This is a genomic window from Stenotrophomonas sp. Iso1 (assembly GCF_027497995.1).
In the GTDB taxonomy this organism is placed as follows: domain Bacteria; phylum Pseudomonadota; class Gammaproteobacteria; order Xanthomonadales; family Xanthomonadaceae; genus Stenotrophomonas.
The window spans coordinates 452,691-469,075 of record NZ_JAODBT010000002.1; the positions used below are offsets into that span (position 1 = coordinate 452,691).

The following is a 16,385-nucleotide window of genomic DNA, read 5'->3' on the forward strand; positions in this document are numbered from 1 at the left end:
CAGGCTGATTGGCCGCGCGGCGCCATGGCAGGGAATAACCGATGGCCGATACAAACCAGGACTCCGCAGTTTCGACCGACGTCGGCTCCATTGCTGATCAGGCGGTGGCGCAGGGCGGTGCTTACGAGGTGCTGCGCAAGCGCTTGAGCGACCAAGGCACGCGCCTGCGGCAGGTCGTCGAGGCGATGAACCAGCGGCGTCTGCAGGAGTTCGGCGACAGCCGCATGGAAGTGGCGGGGCGCTTCCGTATCCGCACCGAAAACAACTGCGTGGGTCGGGACATCGTGCAGGTCGGTGATGACCTGCTGCTGTTCGGCTACAACGTGTTCATTGGCCTGAAGACGCAGACGCTCGTCGAGGATGTGTTTGGCCTGTACCGCATGGTGGAGGGCGCTGAAGGTTACGACGTCACTCCGGTGGATCTGAAAAGCAGCTTCCTTGCCCAGCTGGGCTTCGTACACGACTTCACCGAGCTTTACGCCTACTACAAGCACGCGCGGTTGCTGCAGTTGATCGTCCGTGACGGCAAATTACTGGCGGCTTTCCAGATTGGCGAGCGCAGCAGTGATGTGCGGGTTTTCCGTTGGTCGCTGTCATCAAGCGGCGAGCTGAGCTATATCGACGCACGCGGTGAGCGCGACATCGCGCTGCCGCCGCCATTTGATTTTGAGTGGACCCGTGCCAGTCGCGACATGCTGGTGACCGGGCGTTTCCCGCACCTGAACATCCTCGACACGATCTTTGTAGAGACCACCGGTGGCGACCTGACCATCAAGGTGGAGAACAACACCGAAACCGGGCAGGGTGTTTACAGTGAGCCGGTTGAAGACAGCACCCAGTCGGTGGACGATGCGGACATCGAGTTCACCCGAGTAGGTTCGTTGATCCTGCTCAAGGTGCAGCCGTATCGCGAGGACGTGTGCCGCGGGCTGATCTACAACACGCTGACCGGCAAGGTGGTGCGCAATGACGCCATCGTCCAGGCCTGCGTACAGCTGCCTGATGACCACGGCATCATTTTTCCTGGCGGTTATTACCTGCAAAGCGGTGAGCACAAGGCCTTTGATGCCTCGATGCAGGGCATGCGTTACAAGCGATCGATCCGCTCGCCCAACGGCGAGGACATGCTGTACATCTTCTACGAGCGCGAGGCCGGAAAATCGGCGCTGTTCGTCTACAACAGCATCCAGCGGGCGTTGCAGAACCCGGTGTTCGGGTTGGGGTACGCATTCCTGCGCGACGGCCGAATGGTGCTGTTCAATGCCGAGAACGAGGAGCCGACCCGCATCCACCCGATGCAGGTTTGGCAGACACCTTTCAGTAGCGATGAATTTGCCGCGCATCGGCCGGCCGGCACCAGTTTCATGGCGCGCATTGGCAATGCTGAATTGGTTCGCGGTATTTCCAATTTGCTGGATATGGGGCGTGAAATCGACAGCCGCGAGGTGTCGTTGCAACGCTACGAGCTGCTGACCCACAACGCACGGCGCTTGTTCGATACGCACCATTGGCTGGATGACGCCAATTGCGAAGGCGCGGCCACGCTGTTGCGCGAGATCAGTGCGACGGGCGAGTCGATGCTCGACGAGTACGAAAAAGTCGAAAGCATCCGCAAGCAGTCGGCGCAGGCGATGGCTGAAGTCACAAGCCAGCACAAATCGTTGCTGGGCCGCGTACAGCCGCAGAACTGGACGAAGATCAGTGAGTTCGTGGAGGCCCTGGGCGAAGTCGGAAAGCTGCGCGGGCGGCTGCTGACCGTACGTGATTTCCGCTATGTGGATGTCGCTGCGATTGATGCAATGAACGCTTCACTGCAGGATGCGCACGACCGCGTTGGCGTGGTGACAGGCGAGTTTCTGGGCAGTGACAAGGCCTTGTTGCCATTCGGCGAGCGCCTGCAAGAGCTGGACAATGTCGCCCAACAGGCGCAAACGGCCAAGCAGCTCGTCACGCAGATCGAGCAGATGCAGGCGATGTCCGGGGAACTGGACATGCTTTCGGAATTGATGGCCAGCCTGAAGGTGGACGACGCCGCGCAACGCACGCGCGTAGTGGAGGCTATTTCCGGCATCTACGCCAAACTCAACCAGGCACGTGCACGTGCGGATCAGCGCCGTCGTTCGCTGGGTTCGGCCGAAGCCGTGGCACAGTTTGGTGCTCAGTTCTCGTTGTTCAGCCAGGCCATCACCAGCGCTCTAGGCTTGGCGACGGACCCCGAGCGTGCCGACGAGCAGTTATCGCGATTGATGGTGCAGCTGGAAGAACTGGAGAGCCAGTTCGGCGAGCATGAGCAGTTTCTCGGCGACATCCTCAATAAGCGCGAAGAGTTGCTGGATACCTTCGAGTCGCACAAGCAGACCCTGTTGGATGCCCGCCAGCGCAAAGCGCAGTCGGTGTTGGATGCGGCCAACCGGATTCTTGATGGCTTGGCAAAGCGCACCGAACGCTTCACCACGGTGGACGAGCTCAATGCGTTCTTTGCCGGCGACCCGCTGATCCTGAAGTTGCGCGAGCTGGCCGGTCGCCTGCGTGAGTACCGGGACAGCGTGAAGGCCGACGATGTCGAGGCGCGCCTGAAGGGCGTGCGTGACCAGGCGGTGCGTGCGTTGCGCGACCGCACGGACTTGTTCGAAGGCGGCGGCAATGTGATCCGCCTGGGACGCCACCGTTTCAGCGTCAATACGCAGCCACTGGACTTGACCATCCTGCCGCGTGGCGATGGGTTATCGGTGCATCTGACCGGTACGGATTACTACGAATCCATTGTTGATCCGGAACTGGAAGCGCTGCGCGATTATTGGCCGGTGACGCTGGATTCGGAATCGCCCACGCTTTACCGCGGTGAGTACCTGGCTGGCCTGATCCTGGATGCGGCCATCTTCGGCCGTGACGGATTGAGCGTTGAGCTGCTGTTGCGTGACACCGCGCAGGCCGACGGACTGGGTAAGCGTGTGCGCGACTTCGCGGCGCCACGCTACCGCGAAGGTTATGAAAAAGGCATTCACGACCACGACGCCACGTTGATTCTGCAAGCGCTTCTGCCGCTGTATCAGTCCGCAGGTGCCTTGGTGCATTCGCCTTCCGCACGCGCGTTGGCGTTGATGTTCTGGTCACGCGAGGGCAAGCGTGAGGATGTCGCGCAATGGGTTGAGCGTGCGGCCGGTGCATTCGCCATCGCCCGCATGTTTGCTTCACGCGATGGTCTTGACGCATTGCGTGATGAGATTGCCGAGGCTTTGGTGGCCTTCCGGACAGAGAACGCGCTGTCGTTCGATACCGCGGCTGCCGCGACTGGCGCGGAGTACCTGCTCGCTGAGTTGGCTGCGGGCGAACCCACGTTTGGTTTCAGTGGCTACGCGCGGCAGTTGGTTAATGGCCTGCGTGAGCAATTGCAGGCGGCGGGGCAGAGTGAAGCGTTTGATCGTTCTCTGCAGAAGCTGGCCTCGCGCCCGTCGCTGCAATGGGCACAAGCCGAGCATTGGTTACAGGCGATGTGCGGGCAGCCGCAGTTCGCCGCGTTGGCTGGCTACGTGCCCGAAGCGGTTGCGATGTTGCTGGCTGAGCGCAGCCTGCGCAGCCAAGTGCGCGAGGTGACCTTGATTGCCGATGCAGCGGGATTGCTGGGCGAGCACCCGCGCATTCGCGAAGGTCATCTGCCGCTGGCGGTCGATGATTTTCTGGGACGCTGGCAGGCGCATCGTCATCAGTTCCAACCCGGTTTCGAGCGCTACCAGGCGCTGCGTCACCGCATCAGTGCACGCGAGCGCGAAGCCTTGCGGCTGACCGAATTCCAGGCGCGCCCGCTCAGCTCCTTCGTCCGTAATAAGCTGATCAATGACGTCTACCTTCCGATCATTGGCGACAACCTCGCCAAACAGATGGGCACGGTGGGCGAGAACAAGCGCAGCGACCTGATGGGCCTGCTGATGATGATCAGCCCGCCCGGCTACGGCAAAACCACGTTGATGGAGTACGTGGCCAACCGGCTGGGATTGGTTTTCATGAAGATCAATGGGCCGGCGCTGGGGCACGAAGTGCGCTCGCTGGATCCCGAGCAGGCCCCGGATGCCACCTCGCGCCAGGAGTTGCTCAAGCTTAATCTCGCGTTGGAAATGGGCAACAACACGATGCTGTATGTCGACGACATTCAGCACACGCATCCCGAATTTCTGCAGAAGTTCATCTCGTTGTGCGACGGCACCCGTCGCATTGAAGGCGTGTGGAAGGGCCGCACTCGCACCTACGACCTGCGCGGTAAAAAGTTCTGTGTGGTGATGGCAGGCAACCCGTATACCGAGTCCGGCGAAGTGTTCAAGGTGCCGGACATGCTGGCCAACCGTGCTGACATCTACAACCTGGGCGACGTGCTTGGTGGCATGGAAGAGGCATTCAAGCTCAGCTACATCGAGAACAGTCTCACCTCCAGTCAGGTTTTGGCGCCGATGGCCACGCGTGATCTAGCCGATCTTTACGTGCTGGTGGACAAGGCCAACGGCAAGGAGGTTTCGACCAACGCACTGAGCCATGCCTACAGCGGCGCAGAGATCAACGAGATCGTCGCCACACTGGAGCGGGTGATGCAGGTGCGGGAGGTGGTCTACCGGGTCAACCAGCAATACATCGCCAGTGCCGCTCAGTCGGACAAGTACCGGGTTGAGCCTTCGTTCCGGTTGCAGGGCAGCTATCGCAACATGAACAAGCTGTCGGAGAAGATCTCACCCGTGATGAATGCTGCCGAGCTGCAGCAGCTGGTGTCCGATCACTACCTGGGCGAGTCGCAGCTGCTCACCAGTGGCTCGGAAGAAAACCTGCTCAAGCTCGCCGAGCTGCGCGGGGTCATGGACTCGGCACAGTTGGCACGCTGGGAGCAGATCAAACGCGATTTCATGCGCGACAAGGCAATGGGCGGCGACGATGCCGACACCGGCGCGCGGGTCGTGGCGCAGCTGGCTGATATCGCCAGCGGCTTGCAGGGCCTGCGTGCGGATGAGGCACCCGTGGCTGCACCGGTTGCCGCGACGGTGGAAGCGCCGTGGGAGCAGATTGTGGCGTTGCTGCAGTCGGTGGCCGAGCGGCCGGCACCCGTGGTCGCTCCGACCGAAGCGCCGCTCGCGCCGCCGCCGGCGCAGGATTTTGAGCCGCTGCTACGCGCATTGGCCGATTCCCAGCAGCGCCAGGGTCAGGTCGGCGACGCGTTGACGCAGCTTGCGGTGCAACTGCGTGACTGGCTGGCCAAGGAGCCGACAACCGATAAGCCGGCGCCTCGCGTTCGCCGTGCGCGCAGCCCTGAGGAAAAAGCGCTGGACGAAGCCTTGATGCGCCACTTCTATGGCGGGCAGGTGGTAGTGCCGGGGCAACAAGGCAGTCAAAAGAACGAAGCGTCTGATGAGTCATGACGATTCCCGCGTGATCGCGTTGCCGCCACCGCCTACTCCGGCGGTGGTATTGGACGATCCGTTGGCGGTTGCCAGCTACGGCGCGGGCTTGCTGGCCATGGTCGAACAGCGTGCATCAGCTGCTGGCGACGGTCATGCCGCTGCACGGCTGGTTGCCGAAATGGACAATATCCATCAGGCCATGCGCGCGCACGATACTGGAGCCATTCGCCGCAGCGTTGGGTTGTTGGGACGGCTGCTGGGCCGCGATGTGGAGGTGCAAGCACAGGCTGAGCGCCTTGCCGGGCAATTGGATATCTGTCTGCTGCGGGCCGACGGCATCGTCACGGAGGTGCAGGGCGCGTTGCCCGTGCACCAGCAGCAAGCAGTGCTCGCCGCTGAAGCGGTCAGCGCGATTGATGCCTGGGCCGAAGCGGGCGAGCGAGTGCTGCAGGATGCCGTGGCACAGGCCGGCGCGGCGGACAGCACGTTGACGGTGGCGGCCTTGCAGCGGCGACTTCACCATTTGCGCGGGGTCGCCCGGTTGCGGGCACTGGAAGCATCGCAGCTACAGTTGCTGCATGCGCAGAGTGTCGAGCTGCTGGAGCGCTATCAGCGCATCCGTGATGTATTGCTGCCGTTATGGCGCCAACAGGTGCTGGCTACCAAGGCGGCGGGAATGTCGGCGCGGTTGGTCACGGCGGCAGACACCCAGACACGGATACTGGCAGAGGTCGAGGCGATGCAGGCTAGACTTCGCTGACACGCTTCAAGCATGTTCCATGACTCGCGCGCCGCGCCGCGCATCTTCCTCAAGGAGAGTTGCAGATGACGCAGGACAATATCCCGGTGCCAGTCGAATCCTCAGCCACGTTGGATGGCACCGCGCTGGTCGCATTGGGCCTGACCGAAGCCGACCGTCCGCGCATCGCGCAGATCACACGCACGCTGGACGACATCAGCCCGGGCAACCTGCATGTATTTGGCCGTGAGGCTGCAGGCAAAAGTGCGGCGTTCTCCACGCAGTTGCTGGAGCATGTGCGCAACCGCGACCTGGACGCATCGGGCGACAAGCTGGGCGAGGTCGTGCGCATTGCCCGTTCGCTGAAGCTGGATGGCCTCAATGAGCGCTCCAAGGTGCCGGTGATCGGCGGCCTGATCGACCGCATGCGCGCCTCCAAGGGTGAGCTGGTGCAGAAGTTCAGCGACACCAATCAGCAGATCGAACAGTTGATGCGCGATGTGGGGACGCAGCAGGCCACGATGGGGCAGCGCGTGGGTGAATTCGACCGCATGCATGCCATCGTCCGCGACGAACGGCAGAGCCTTGGGCTCCATGTGGCAGCCGGAAAACAGCGGTTGGCTGAGCTCAATGCTGAGTTGCGGGCATTGATTGGCCTTGAAGATCCGGAGTCACGTATCCGTCGTGGCGAGATCGACAATGCCATCCGTCTGCTCGATAAGCGCGTGGGCGATCTGACCGTGATGCAGCATGCGGCTGATCAGTCATTGCCGATGATCCGGCTGATCCAGGCCAATGCGATCCAGCTGATCGAGAAGTTCAATGCGGTGCGCGACATCACCATTCCCTCATGGAAGCGCCAGTTCGCCATCCAACTCTCGTTGGGCGAGCAGAAGAATGCGGTGGAGCTGTCCAATGCCATCGACGATGCGACCAATGAGTTGATGCGGCGCAATGCTGACTTGATGCGCCAGACCTCGGTGGAAACTGCCAAGGCCAATCAGCGTGCAGTAATCGATGTGGCTACGTTGCGGCATGTGCATGAGCAGCTGATAGCTACCGTCGAGGAAGTGCGCACCATTCATCGCGAGGGCATGCAGCAACGGCAGCAGGCCGAAGTTGAACTGGCGCGCCTGCGTGAAGATGTACAGCAGCGGCTGGCTGCACCGACGCAGGGCTAAGCACGGAGCACCACCGCCGCGAATCGGTTGGAGTGGTCTTGGGCTCCGAAGCGTGCCAAGGCCCGGGCGCGGCATGGCCCTGCGATCCAACGATGCCTGGAGACGGTTTTCGGGTGGGACGGATGGGTAGCCGACTTTGCGGCCAAGGTCGCACCTACGGCGCGAATTCAGGCCAGTTGGCGTTGCAGCCAGTCCGCCAGTTCCTGTGCACGAGGATCATCCCGATTGCTGGCAGTGCACAGTGCCCAGCAACCCTCTGTATCGACAAACCCCCATGGCGCGATCAAACGCCCATTGACCAAGTCATCGGCCACCAGTGGCTCCGGTGCGATGGCAATACCGAGCCCCGCCACAGCAGCTTCCAACTGGTAGTACAGATGTTCGAAACCGGTGCCGTAACGCAGGCGCTCGCTGTCGATACCGTTCAGCGTCGCCCACGTCGGCCACGCCTGTGGGCGCGAGTGGGTATGCAGTAATTCGTGTGACAACAGCGCTTCGATCGGCTGATGCACAAGTAGATTTGCGCCAGGGATCGACGGGCTGAATACCGGGCCGATGCGCTCTGGTGCGAGCGTATGTACATTCCAGCCTGCCGGCCACGGCGCTTGGCCCAGCAGCAGGGCGGCGTCCAGGCCGTCCAGGTGGGGAGCGAAGTCGCCATCCTGTGCGGCCAGATGCAGGGTCAATCCGGGTAGGTCGCGCTGCAGATTCTGCAGGCGCGGGATCATCCATCGCGCGAGCAGGCTACCGGGGCATCCCAGGACAAAGGCATCACCGCGCTGCGGGCGACGCAATGCGGTGATGCAATCGCGCAGCTGCGAGAACGCCCCCGATGTTGCCTCCAACAGACGATTGCCGGCGGCTGTCGGGCGGATACCGCGACCGTCGCGCTCGAACAAGGCGAGCCCCAGTTCTTCCTCCAATGCGCGCAGCTGGCGGCTTACCGCGCCGTGGGTGACATGCAGCTCGGCCGCTGCCCGGCTCACGCTGCGCAGGCGTGCCGCGGCTTCAAAAGCGCGCAGGGCATTGAGTGAGGGTAGAGGGTGGCTGGTTTTCATGTGAGTTTTTCTAACATATGACCGCCAAATTATAGATTTTTATGTCATTAAGACTGCGTTAGAGTGCATGCCTGTTCCTCGTAACGCTGATGCCATGACTGATCCGTCAATCTCCGATTTTCATGCTTTCCCCGATGCCCGTGGACATTTCGGCCGCTATGGCGGCAGTTTCGTAGCGGAGACGCTGGTCGGACCGTTGCAGGAGCTGGCTGCCGCCTACGACGTAGCGCGGGTAGATCCGTCCTTCATTGCGGCCTACGACAAGGACCTGAAGCACTACGTCGGCCGGCCCAGCCCGATCTACCACGCCGAACGCCTGAGCAAGGACGTGGGCGGTGCGCAGATCCTGCTCAAGCGCGAGGACCTGAACCACACCGGCGCGCACAAGGTGAACAACACCATCGGCCAGGCGTTGCTGGCTAGTCGGATGGGCAAGACCCGCATCATTGCCGAGACCGGTGCCGGTCAGCATGGCGTGGCCACCGCCACGGTAGCCGCACGGCTGGGCATCGAATGCGTGGTGTACATGGGCGCCACCGATATCGAGCGGCAGAAAATCAACGTTTACCGCATGAAGCTGCTCGGTGCGACGGTAGTGCCGGTAACCAGCGGCTCGGCCACGCTCAAGGATGCGCTCAATGAAGCGATGCGCGACTGGGTGACCAATGTGCGCGACACCTTCTACATCATCGGTACCGTGGCTGGCCCGGATCCGTATCCGCGGATGGTGCGTGATTTCAACGCAATTGTTGGGCGCGAAGCGCGCGCGCAGATGCTGGAAGACTACGGCCGTTTGCCCGATGCCATCACCGCCTGCGTTGGCGGCGGGTCCAATGCCATTGGCCTGTTCCATGCCTTCCTCAACGACCGTGATGTGAAGATATACGGCGCCGAAGCGGCAGGTGATGGCATCCACACGGGTCGCCATGCCGCTTCCATTTCGGCCGGTCGCCCGGGCGTGCTGCACGGCAACCGCACCTATGTGCTTTGCGATGATGATGGGCAGATCACCGAAACCCACTCGATTTCCGCTGGCCTGGATTACCCCGGGGTTGGCCCGGAGCATGCATTCCTGTCCGATACCGGTCGAGCCGAGTACGTCGGCATCACCGACGAAGAGGCGCTGGCCGCGTTCCATCGCCTGACCCGCATCGAAGGCATCCTGCCGGCGCTGGAATCCAGCCACGCGGTGGCGCATGCCATCAAGTTGGCGCGCGAGTTGCCCAAGGATGCGCTGGTGCTGTGCAACCTGTCCGGCCGTGGTGACAAAGACGTGCACACCATCGCTGCACGCGAAGGGCTGGTGCTATGAGCGGCTCGATCATGCGGGGAGCGTTGCTGTGCGTGGTGGCCACGTTGGCTGCCTGTAAGCCTGCCGAGCAGGAGGTCGTGCCGGCCGATGCGTCTGCCTCGGAAGTGGCACCGGTAGCGCCGACCGCCGCACCGACTGCGGCCGCACCATCCGACCTTGGGCAACTGGGCGAACTACGCATCAACGCGCCGTTCGGCAAGGCGCCCGCAGACAAGGCATTTGTCTCTGCGGGAATGCGCGAGTTGATGGAAGGTGATTGCGAGTACTACGACGGCGGCACCTTGCCCAAGGGGGTGTCGATGATGGTGATTGCCGACAAGATCGCCCGCTTTGAAGTGGACGTGGCCGACGATCCCAGCATTCAGGTGGATATGGCCCCCGTCGATGCTCCTGCATTGCCCTATGGGTTGTGGGTGGGCATGACTGCCATTGAGGCCAAGCGGCGCCTTCCGGCCGGCGTGGTGACCAGCCCGCATGCCTACGCCTCGCCCGATGGCGACTACCTGACCTGGACCGACAAGACCAAGTCGTTGGCCCTGCGTCTGGAAACACTCAATGGGTTGGTGACCTCGATCTACTGGGGTCAGCCCGAAGCAGTTGAACTGATTGAAGGATGTGCCTGAGATGCCTATGACCCGAATCGATGAGTGTTTCGCCCGTCTGCGGGCCTCAGGCCGCAAGGCACTGATTCCCTTCATTACGGCGGGCGATCCGTCGTTGGAAGCCACCGTGCCGGTCATGCATGCCCTCGTTGAGGCCGGCGCCGATGTGATCGAGCTGGGGGTGCCGTTTTCTGACCCGATGGCTGACGGCCCCACCATCCAGCGCAGCTCCGAGCACGCGTTGGCCCGAGGCGCGAGCCTGCGCTACATATTCGACAGCGTGGCGGCGTTCCGTCAGCGCGATGCGAGCACCCCGGTGGTGCTGATGGGTTACCTCAATCCCGTCGAAATCCGTGGCGCTGCCAATTTCGCCAAAGAGGCCATCGCCGCCGGTGTGGATGGCGTGCTGCTGGTGGATTTGCCTCCGGAAGAAGCCGAAGAGACCCGGGCTGCGTTCACTGCTGCTGGCTTGGCGTTGATTTTGCTGGCTTCCCCGACCAGTAGCGATGCGCGTCTCGACCTGCTTTGCGATGCTGCACAAGGCTATCTCTATTACGTCAGCTTTGCGGGCGTCACCGGCGCCTCCGAGCGGCTGGACAGTGTTGCGGCGGGTGACCGCTTGCGTCTGTTGCGTAGCCGCTCCAATGCACCGGTGGTTGCCGGTTTTGGCATCAAGGATGCGGCCAGCGCTGCTGCCATGGCGGTGGATGCTGATGGTGTAGTGGTCGGCAGTGCCTTGGTCTCGGCTATCGCCGAAGCAGCGGATCCGGCCGCCGCCGCCGAGGCTGCCAGCCGCTTCCTCAAACCGCTGCGCGAGGCATTGGGTAGCTGAAGCACCCGCGTGAAAGGCGGCCAGTGGCGAAGCTGGCCCGCCTGGATCTCCTTCTCCCAGTGGGTGGGGGAGGGCGCGCTAAGCGCCGGATAAGGCGATAGTCCCGTGCACTACGTCGGCCTACAACGTCCAGCAAACACGTAGTTCTGGGTACTTGCGAACAGGGTTCAGGCAGCTCTCGTACCTGTCGAGACACGCGCTTTCCGGGTGCGTGCGCCTGCCCGGCTTGGGGAGAATCCCGGGCACGCCGCCGGCAGTACGTTTGCGGCTGGGCCTGAAGGCTTCTCATCCTGGTGGCAGGCGGAGGGGCCGGGCGGGACTTCCGGCGGCCATCGCTCCCGCCCAAACGTACGCAGCAGTAGGGATTCAGGCATCTCGTGGATGCGCCGTGGTCGCAGGGGTGAGCTAGACTGTCGCCCCTGTCGCGGCCTTTGGGCCGCCCTGAATGGAACCATCATTCCGCATGAGTTGGCTCAGCAAGTTGATGCCGTCTGGCATCCGCACCGACAACACGCCGTCCAAGAAGCGCAGCGTCCCAGAAGGCCTTTGGGAAAAATGCAGCAGCTGCGGCGCGGCCCTGTACCGCCCCGAATTGGAAGAAAACCTCGAGGTCTGCCCCAAGTGCGGGCATCACATGGCCATTCGCGCACGCGCGCGTCTGGCTGCGCTCTTTGACGCTGACAGCACCACCGAAATCGCCGCCCGTCTCGGGCCGACCGACGTGCTCAAGTTCAAGGATCAGAAAAAGTACGGCGAGCGCATCAAGGCCAGCCAGAAGAACACTGGCGAGTACGACGCGCTGATCGCCATGCGCGGCCTGATGAAGGGGCGTCCGCTGGTGGCGTCTTCGTTCGACTTCGCCTTCATGGGCGGCTCGATGGGTTCGGTGGTGGGCGAGCGCTTCGCGCTTGCTGCTGAAGCAGCGCTGGAAATGGGGGCGCCCTATGTGTGCTTCTCCGCGAGTGGCGGCGCGCGCATGCAGGAAGGTCTGTTCTCGCTGATGCAGATGGCCAAGACCTCGGCCGCGCTAGCCAAGCTGCGCGAAGCTGGCCTGCCGTACATCTCGGTGCTGACCCATCCGACCACCGGTGGCGTTTCGGCCTCGTTTGCGATGCTGGGCGATATCAACATCGCTGAGCCGCAGGCGCTGATCGGCTTCGCTGGCCCGCGCGTGATCGAGCAGACCGTTCGCGAAAAGCTGCCGGAAGGCTTCCAGCGCTCGGAGTTCCTGCTGGAGCACGGCGCCATCGACCAGATCTGTGATCGTCGCGAAATGCGCGATCGCCTGGCTGATCTGTTGGCGATGATGATGCGCCAGCCGCAGCACGAAGAGGTCGTTGTCTGATGGGTGTGCGCAAGTATTTTGGTACCGACGGCATTCGCGGCCGGGTCGGGCAGGGGGTTATTTCCGCCGATTTCGTGATGCGTCTGGGCAATGCGCTCGGCCGCGTGCTGGCCGAGCGCAATGGCCATCAGCCAACCGTGGTGATTGGCAAGGACACGCGCATCTCCGGCTATATGTTCGAATCGGCACTGGAAGCGGGCTTGGTCGCCGCCGGCGCCAACGTGCAGTTGATCGGGCCGATACCGACGCCGGCCGTGGCATTCCTGGCGCATACATTGGGCGCCGATGCGGGCATCGTCATCAGTGCCTCGCACAATCCGCATCACGACAACGGCATCAAGTTCTTCTCCAGTGAGGGCGAGAAGCTCGACGATGCCACCGAGTTGGCGTTGGAAGCCGCGTTGGACCAGCCGTTCGCCACGGTGGAATCCGAGCACCTCGGCAAGGCAGTGCGCGCCCGTGACGCTGTTGGCCGTTACATCGAATTCTGCAAGGCGAGCGTGCCGCGCGATTTCTATCTGCGCGGCCTCAAGGTCGTGCTCGATTGCGCACATGGCGCCACGTATCACGTTGCTCCGCTGCTGTTTCGCGAGATGGGCGCTGAGGTGATTGCCATTGGTGCCGAGCCGAATGGCATCAACATCAATGATGGCGTGGGCTCGATGCATATCGACAACCTGTCGCGCAAAGTCGTCGAAACCGGCGCCCACATGGGTATCGCTTTCGATGGCGACGGCGACCGCGTGCTGATGGTCGACAACACCGGCGCAGCCGTGGACGGCGATGGCCTGCTCTACATCCTGGCAAAGGCATGGCAAGCCAATGGCCGCCTGCGTGGCCCGGTGGTCGGCACGTTGATGACCAACTACGGGCTGGAGCAAGCGCTGGAGCGCCTGGGTATTCCGTTTATTCGCTCCAATGTCGGTGACCGTTACGTGCACCAGGCGCTGGTCGAGGGCAATGGGACGCTGGGCGGCGAAGCCTCGGGTCACATTCTGTGCCTGGACCGCGCCACCACTGGCGACGCCATCGTCAGTGCGCTGCAGGTGCTCGAAGTGCTGGGCCGGGCAGATATCAGCCTGCATCAGGCCATGGCCGGGCTGTCCGCGGTGCCGCAGAAGACCATCAATGTGCGACTGGAATCGGGCGCGCGTGAAGTGGTCAAGAGTGGTCCGGTGCAGGCCGCTTTGGTAGCGGCGCAGGCAGCGGTGGCCGGGCGGGGCAGGGCATTCCTGCGTCCTTCGGGTACCGAACCGGTGGTGCGGGTCACGGTTGAGGCTGACGAGGCCGGGCTGATGACGTCCACGCTTGAGGCTCTGGCTGATGCGGTGCGTTCGGCTGCCGCACAGGTTTGAGTAGGGTCATGGTGTTTCCTCGGGGTGCCGGTTCCAATGTCGGCGCCTCGTTACCTTTTGGAGTAGTTCAATGAGTTCCCGCATTCCCACCCTCGACATCACCCGCTTTGAGAGTGATCGGGAGGCCTTCGTCGCCGAGCTTGGTGCTGCCTACCGGCAGTGGGGCTTTGCCGGCATTCGCAACCACGGCATCTCCCAGTCCGACATTGACGCCGCCTATGGCGTGTTCAAGGCGTTCTTTGCACTGCCGGAAGAGGTGAAGAAGCAGTACCACGTCGCTGGCGGTGGTGGCGCGCGCGGCTACACGCCGTTCGGTGTGGAAACCGCCAAGGGCTCCAAGCACTTCGATCTGAAAGAGTTCTGGCACATCGGCCGGGAGATTCCTGACGACTCCAAGTACCGCGAGGTGATGCCGCCGAACCTGTGGCCGAACGAAGTGCCGGGTTTCCATGAGCACGGTTACACGCTGTACCAGAAGCTCGACGCGCTGGGTTCGCGCGTGCTGTCGGCGCTGGCGTTGCATATCGGCTTGCCGGAGCAGTATTTCGCCGACAAGACGAACAACGGCAACTCGATCCTGCGGCCGATCCACTACCCGCCGATCACCACTGACGACATCCCCAATGTCCGCGCTGGTGCCCATGGCGACATCAACTTCATCACCCTGCTGGTTGGCGCTAGCGCCGCTGGCCTGGAAGTGCAGTCGCATGAAGGTGAGTGGGTGCCGTTCACCTCGGATGCGGACACCATCGTGGTCAATATCGGCGACATGCTGCAGCGCCTGACCAATCACGTGTACCCGTCCACCATCCATCGCGTGGTCAATCCCCCGGGTGATCTGGCGCGCAAGCCGCGTTATTCGGTGCCGTTTTTCCTGCACCCGAACCCGGACTTCCTGATCGACGTGCTGCCTTCGTGCATCACGCCGGAAAACCCGAGTCGCTATCCGGAGGCGATCACCGCCCACGGCTTCCTTGAAGAGCGCCTGCGCGAAATCAAGCTGAAGTAAGCGCCGCCCGCCTGCCGGTAGTAGTCGGCCGGGATGTAAATGACGCCGCCGCGGCCTTTGGTCCGGCGGCGTTTTTGCGTTTTGTCCTGTGATGTCCGTCGATTGTCCTGCTGGTGTCGCTATTTCAGCTATCCTTCGCCCACATTTTCTATAGGGAGTGGCTCCTGAATGCGCCGCAAGATCGTTGCTGGTAACTGGAAGCTGCATGGCAGCCGTCAATTCGCCGCCGAACTGGTGGGGCAGGTGGCAGCCGGGCTGCCGTTGGAGGGAGTGGAGTTGGTGATCCTGCCGCCGCTGCCGTATCTGGGTGATCTGGCGGAGGACTTCGAGGAGACCTCGCTGGCTTTTGGCGCGCAGGATGTCAGCTGCAATGAGAAGGGTGCGTACACCGGTGAGGTGTCGGCGGCGATGCTGGTGGAGGTCGGTGCGGCTTACGGTTTGGTAGGCCATTCCGAGCGGCGCCAGTATCACCACGAAAGCAGTGAGTTGGTGGCGCGGAAGTTTGTTGCGGCCATTCACGCCGGCCTGGTGCCAGTCTTGTGTGTTGGTGAGACGCTGGAGCAGCGCGAGGCAGGCCAGACCGAGCAGGTGATCGCTTCACAGCTGACGCCGGTGCTGGAGCTGGCAGGGGTCGAGGCCTTCGCCAAGGCTGTGGTGGCCTATGAGCCGGTCTGGGCGATTGGTACGGGCCGGACTGCCAGTCCGGAGCAGGTGCAGGCGGTGCATGCGTTCATTCGTGGCGTAGTCGCTGAGCGCGATGTTAGAATCGCTGATTCGTTGTCGCTCCTCTATGGCGGCAGCGTCAAGCCCGACAATGCAGCAGAGCTGTTCTCACAGCCTGACGTGGATGGCGGGCTGGTAGGTGGCGCTTCACTGGTGGCGGCTGATTTTCTGGCCATCGCAAGGGCAGCCGCCGGTCGCTAACTGGAATTGTCCGGGACGGATTTCAAAATGCTGATGTTGATCCTCAATGTGGTCTATGTGCTGGTGGCGATCTCGATGATCGCGCTGATCCTGATGCAGCGTGGCTCTGGTGCCGCTGCGGGCTCCGGCTTTGGTGCCGGTGCCTCGGGTACAGTGTTCGGTGCGCGTGGCGCATCCAACTTCCTGTCCAAGTCCACCAAGTGGCTGGCCGTGGTGTTCTTCGGCATCAGTCTGTTCATGGCGTGGTACGCCACTCACGGTGCTCGCCCGACGGGCGAAAACCTGGGTGTGATGTCGCAGGTTGCCACTCCGGTGGTCGCTCCGGCGGTGCCGGCAGGTGAGCTGCAGGCTGCGCCGTCGGCAGCTGCTGTGGGCGAAGTGCCGCAGGCAACTGCCCCGGCGGAAAATATTCCCTCGGGAAATGAAGAAAAGCCCGTCGAAAGCTCACATAAAGACTGAAGACGGTTACAATACGCGGCGCACTGCAGACCAGTAGTGCTGACGTAGGCCCAGGTGGCGGAATTGGTAGACGCACTACCTTGAGGTGGTAGCGACGAGAGTCGTAGGGGTTCGAGTCCCCTCTTGGGCACCATAGTTTGTAAGCGGGTTCGCGGGTGCAGTAGCACCCGTGGTGGCAAGTCCCGTCAATC

12 protein-coding genes and 1 tRNA gene are annotated in these 16,385 nt (G+C 62.5%); 12 read left to right on the forward strand and 1 reads right to left on the reverse strand.

Annotated elements, in window-relative coordinates; translation table 11 throughout:
• The first annotated feature begins 41 nt into the window (after positions 1-41).
• The 3 genes from PAN08_RS10980 to PAN08_RS10990 all read left to right on the forward strand — a co-directional run bounded on the left by PAN08_RS10980 (position 42) and on the right by PAN08_RS10990 (position 7,298).
• A complete protein-coding gene (locus PAN08_RS10980) occupies positions 42-5,396 on the forward strand; it encodes a DNA repair ATPase (RefSeq protein WP_269791550.1) in 5,355 nt (1,784 codons plus the stop codon).
• Entirely contained in the window at positions 5,386-6,138 is a 753-nt protein-coding gene (locus PAN08_RS10985; RefSeq protein WP_269791551.1) for a hypothetical protein, read from the forward strand. The genes PAN08_RS10980 and PAN08_RS10985 overlap by 11 nt, the downstream gene beginning before the upstream one ends.
• A gap of 65 nt (positions 6,139-6,203) precedes the next feature.
• Complete coding sequence (locus PAN08_RS10990; RefSeq protein ID WP_269791552.1) at positions 6,204-7,298, forward strand: toxic anion resistance protein; 1,095 nt, start codon at positions 6,204-6,206, stop codon at positions 7,296-7,298.
• 167 nt (positions 7,299-7,465) lie between these two features.
• Here PAN08_RS10990 and PAN08_RS10995 read toward each other — a convergent pair whose 3' ends face one another.
• Positions 7,466-8,356: a LysR family transcriptional regulator gene (locus tag PAN08_RS10995; protein ID WP_269791553.1), complete on the reverse strand. Its 891-nt coding sequence runs from the start codon at positions 8,354-8,356 to the stop codon at positions 7,466-7,468.
• Positions 8,357-8,450: 94 nt separating this feature from the next.
• On the opposite strand from PAN08_RS10995, the gene trpB reads away from it, so the two are divergent.
• The 9 genes from trpB to PAN08_RS11040 all read left to right on the forward strand — a co-directional run bounded on the left by trpB (position 8,451) and on the right by PAN08_RS11040 (position 16,327).
• Positions 8,451-9,668, forward strand: a complete 1,218-nt coding sequence (gene trpB / locus PAN08_RS11000; protein WP_269791554.1) for a tryptophan synthase subunit beta — start codon at positions 8,451-8,453, stop codon at positions 9,666-9,668.
• Positions 9,665-10,291 carry a hypothetical protein gene (locus tag PAN08_RS11005; protein ID WP_269791555.1) on the forward strand — a complete coding sequence of 209 codons (627 nt, stop codon included), beginning with the start codon at positions 9,665-9,667 and terminating at the stop codon, positions 10,289-10,291. Before trpB ends, PAN08_RS11005 begins: the two co-directional genes overlap by 4 nt.
• 7 nt (positions 10,292-10,298) lie before the next feature.
• Positions 10,299-11,102 (forward strand): tryptophan synthase subunit alpha, encoded by an 804-nt coding sequence (gene trpA, locus PAN08_RS11010; RefSeq protein ID WP_269791556.1) that lies wholly within the window; start codon positions 10,299-10,301, stop codon positions 11,100-11,102.
• 463 nt (positions 11,103-11,565) lie between these two features.
• The gene (accD, locus tag PAN08_RS11015; RefSeq protein ID WP_269791557.1) at positions 11,566-12,447 is read left to right on the forward strand and encodes an acetyl-CoA carboxylase, carboxyltransferase subunit beta; all 882 of its coding nucleotides are present in this window, start codon (positions 11,566-11,568) and stop codon (positions 12,445-12,447) included.
• Entirely contained in the window at positions 12,447-13,802 is a 1,356-nt protein-coding gene (gene glmM / locus PAN08_RS11020; RefSeq protein WP_269791558.1) for a phosphoglucosamine mutase, read from the forward strand. Before accD ends, glmM begins: the two co-directional genes overlap by 1 nt.
• A gap of 70 nt (positions 13,803-13,872) precedes the next feature.
• Entirely contained in the window at positions 13,873-14,811 is a 939-nt protein-coding gene (locus tag PAN08_RS11025) for a 2-oxoglutarate and iron-dependent oxygenase domain-containing protein (RefSeq protein ID WP_269791559.1), read from the forward strand.
• Positions 14,812-14,979: 168 nt separating this feature from the next.
• On the forward strand, positions 14,980-15,735 hold the full coding sequence (gene tpiA / locus PAN08_RS11030; protein ID WP_269791560.1) for a triose-phosphate isomerase: 756 nt from the start codon (positions 14,980-14,982) through the stop codon (positions 15,733-15,735).
• 27 nt (positions 15,736-15,762) lie between these two features.
• Entirely contained in the window at positions 15,763-16,194 is a 432-nt protein-coding gene (secG, locus tag PAN08_RS11035; RefSeq protein ID WP_269791561.1) for a preprotein translocase subunit SecG, read from the forward strand.
• Between the two features lie 48 nt (positions 16,195-16,242).
• Positions 16,243-16,327: transfer RNA gene (locus PAN08_RS11040), tRNA-Leu, on the forward strand.
• Positions 16,328-16,385: the final 58 nt, after the last annotated feature.

Bases quoted from the DNA above. Each gene is read 5' to 3' on its own strand.
- PAN08_RS10980 (WP_269791550.1), top strand. From the start codon at position 42: ATGGCCGATACAAACCAGGACTCCGCAGTTTCGACCGACGTCGGCTCC.
- PAN08_RS10985 (WP_269791551.1), top strand. From the start codon at position 5,386: ATGAGTCATGACGATTCCCGCGTGATCGCGTTGCCGCCACCGCCTACT.
- PAN08_RS10990 (WP_269791552.1), top strand. From the start codon at position 6,204: ATGACGCAGGACAATATCCCGGTGCCAGTCGAATCCTCAGCCACGTTG.
- PAN08_RS10995 (WP_269791553.1), bottom strand. From the start codon at position 8,356: ATGAAAACCAGCCACCCTCTACCCTCACTCAATGCCCTGCGCGCTTTT.
- trpB (WP_269791554.1), top strand. From the start codon at position 8,451: ATGACTGATCCGTCAATCTCCGATTTTCATGCTTTCCCCGATGCCCGT.
- PAN08_RS11005 (WP_269791555.1), top strand. From the start codon at position 9,665: ATGAGCGGCTCGATCATGCGGGGAGCGTTGCTGTGCGTGGTGGCCACG.
- trpA (WP_269791556.1), top strand. From the start codon at position 10,299: ATGACCCGAATCGATGAGTGTTTCGCCCGTCTGCGGGCCTCAGGCCGC.
- accD (WP_269791557.1), top strand. From the start codon at position 11,566: ATGAGTTGGCTCAGCAAGTTGATGCCGTCTGGCATCCGCACCGACAAC.
- glmM (WP_269791558.1), top strand. From the start codon at position 12,447: ATGGGTGTGCGCAAGTATTTTGGTACCGACGGCATTCGCGGCCGGGTC.
- PAN08_RS11025 (WP_269791559.1), top strand. From the start codon at position 13,873: ATGAGTTCCCGCATTCCCACCCTCGACATCACCCGCTTTGAGAGTGAT.
- tpiA (WP_269791560.1), top strand. From the start codon at position 14,980: ATGCGCCGCAAGATCGTTGCTGGTAACTGGAAGCTGCATGGCAGCCGT.
- secG (WP_269791561.1), top strand. From the start codon at position 15,763: ATGCTGATGTTGATCCTCAATGTGGTCTATGTGCTGGTGGCGATCTCG.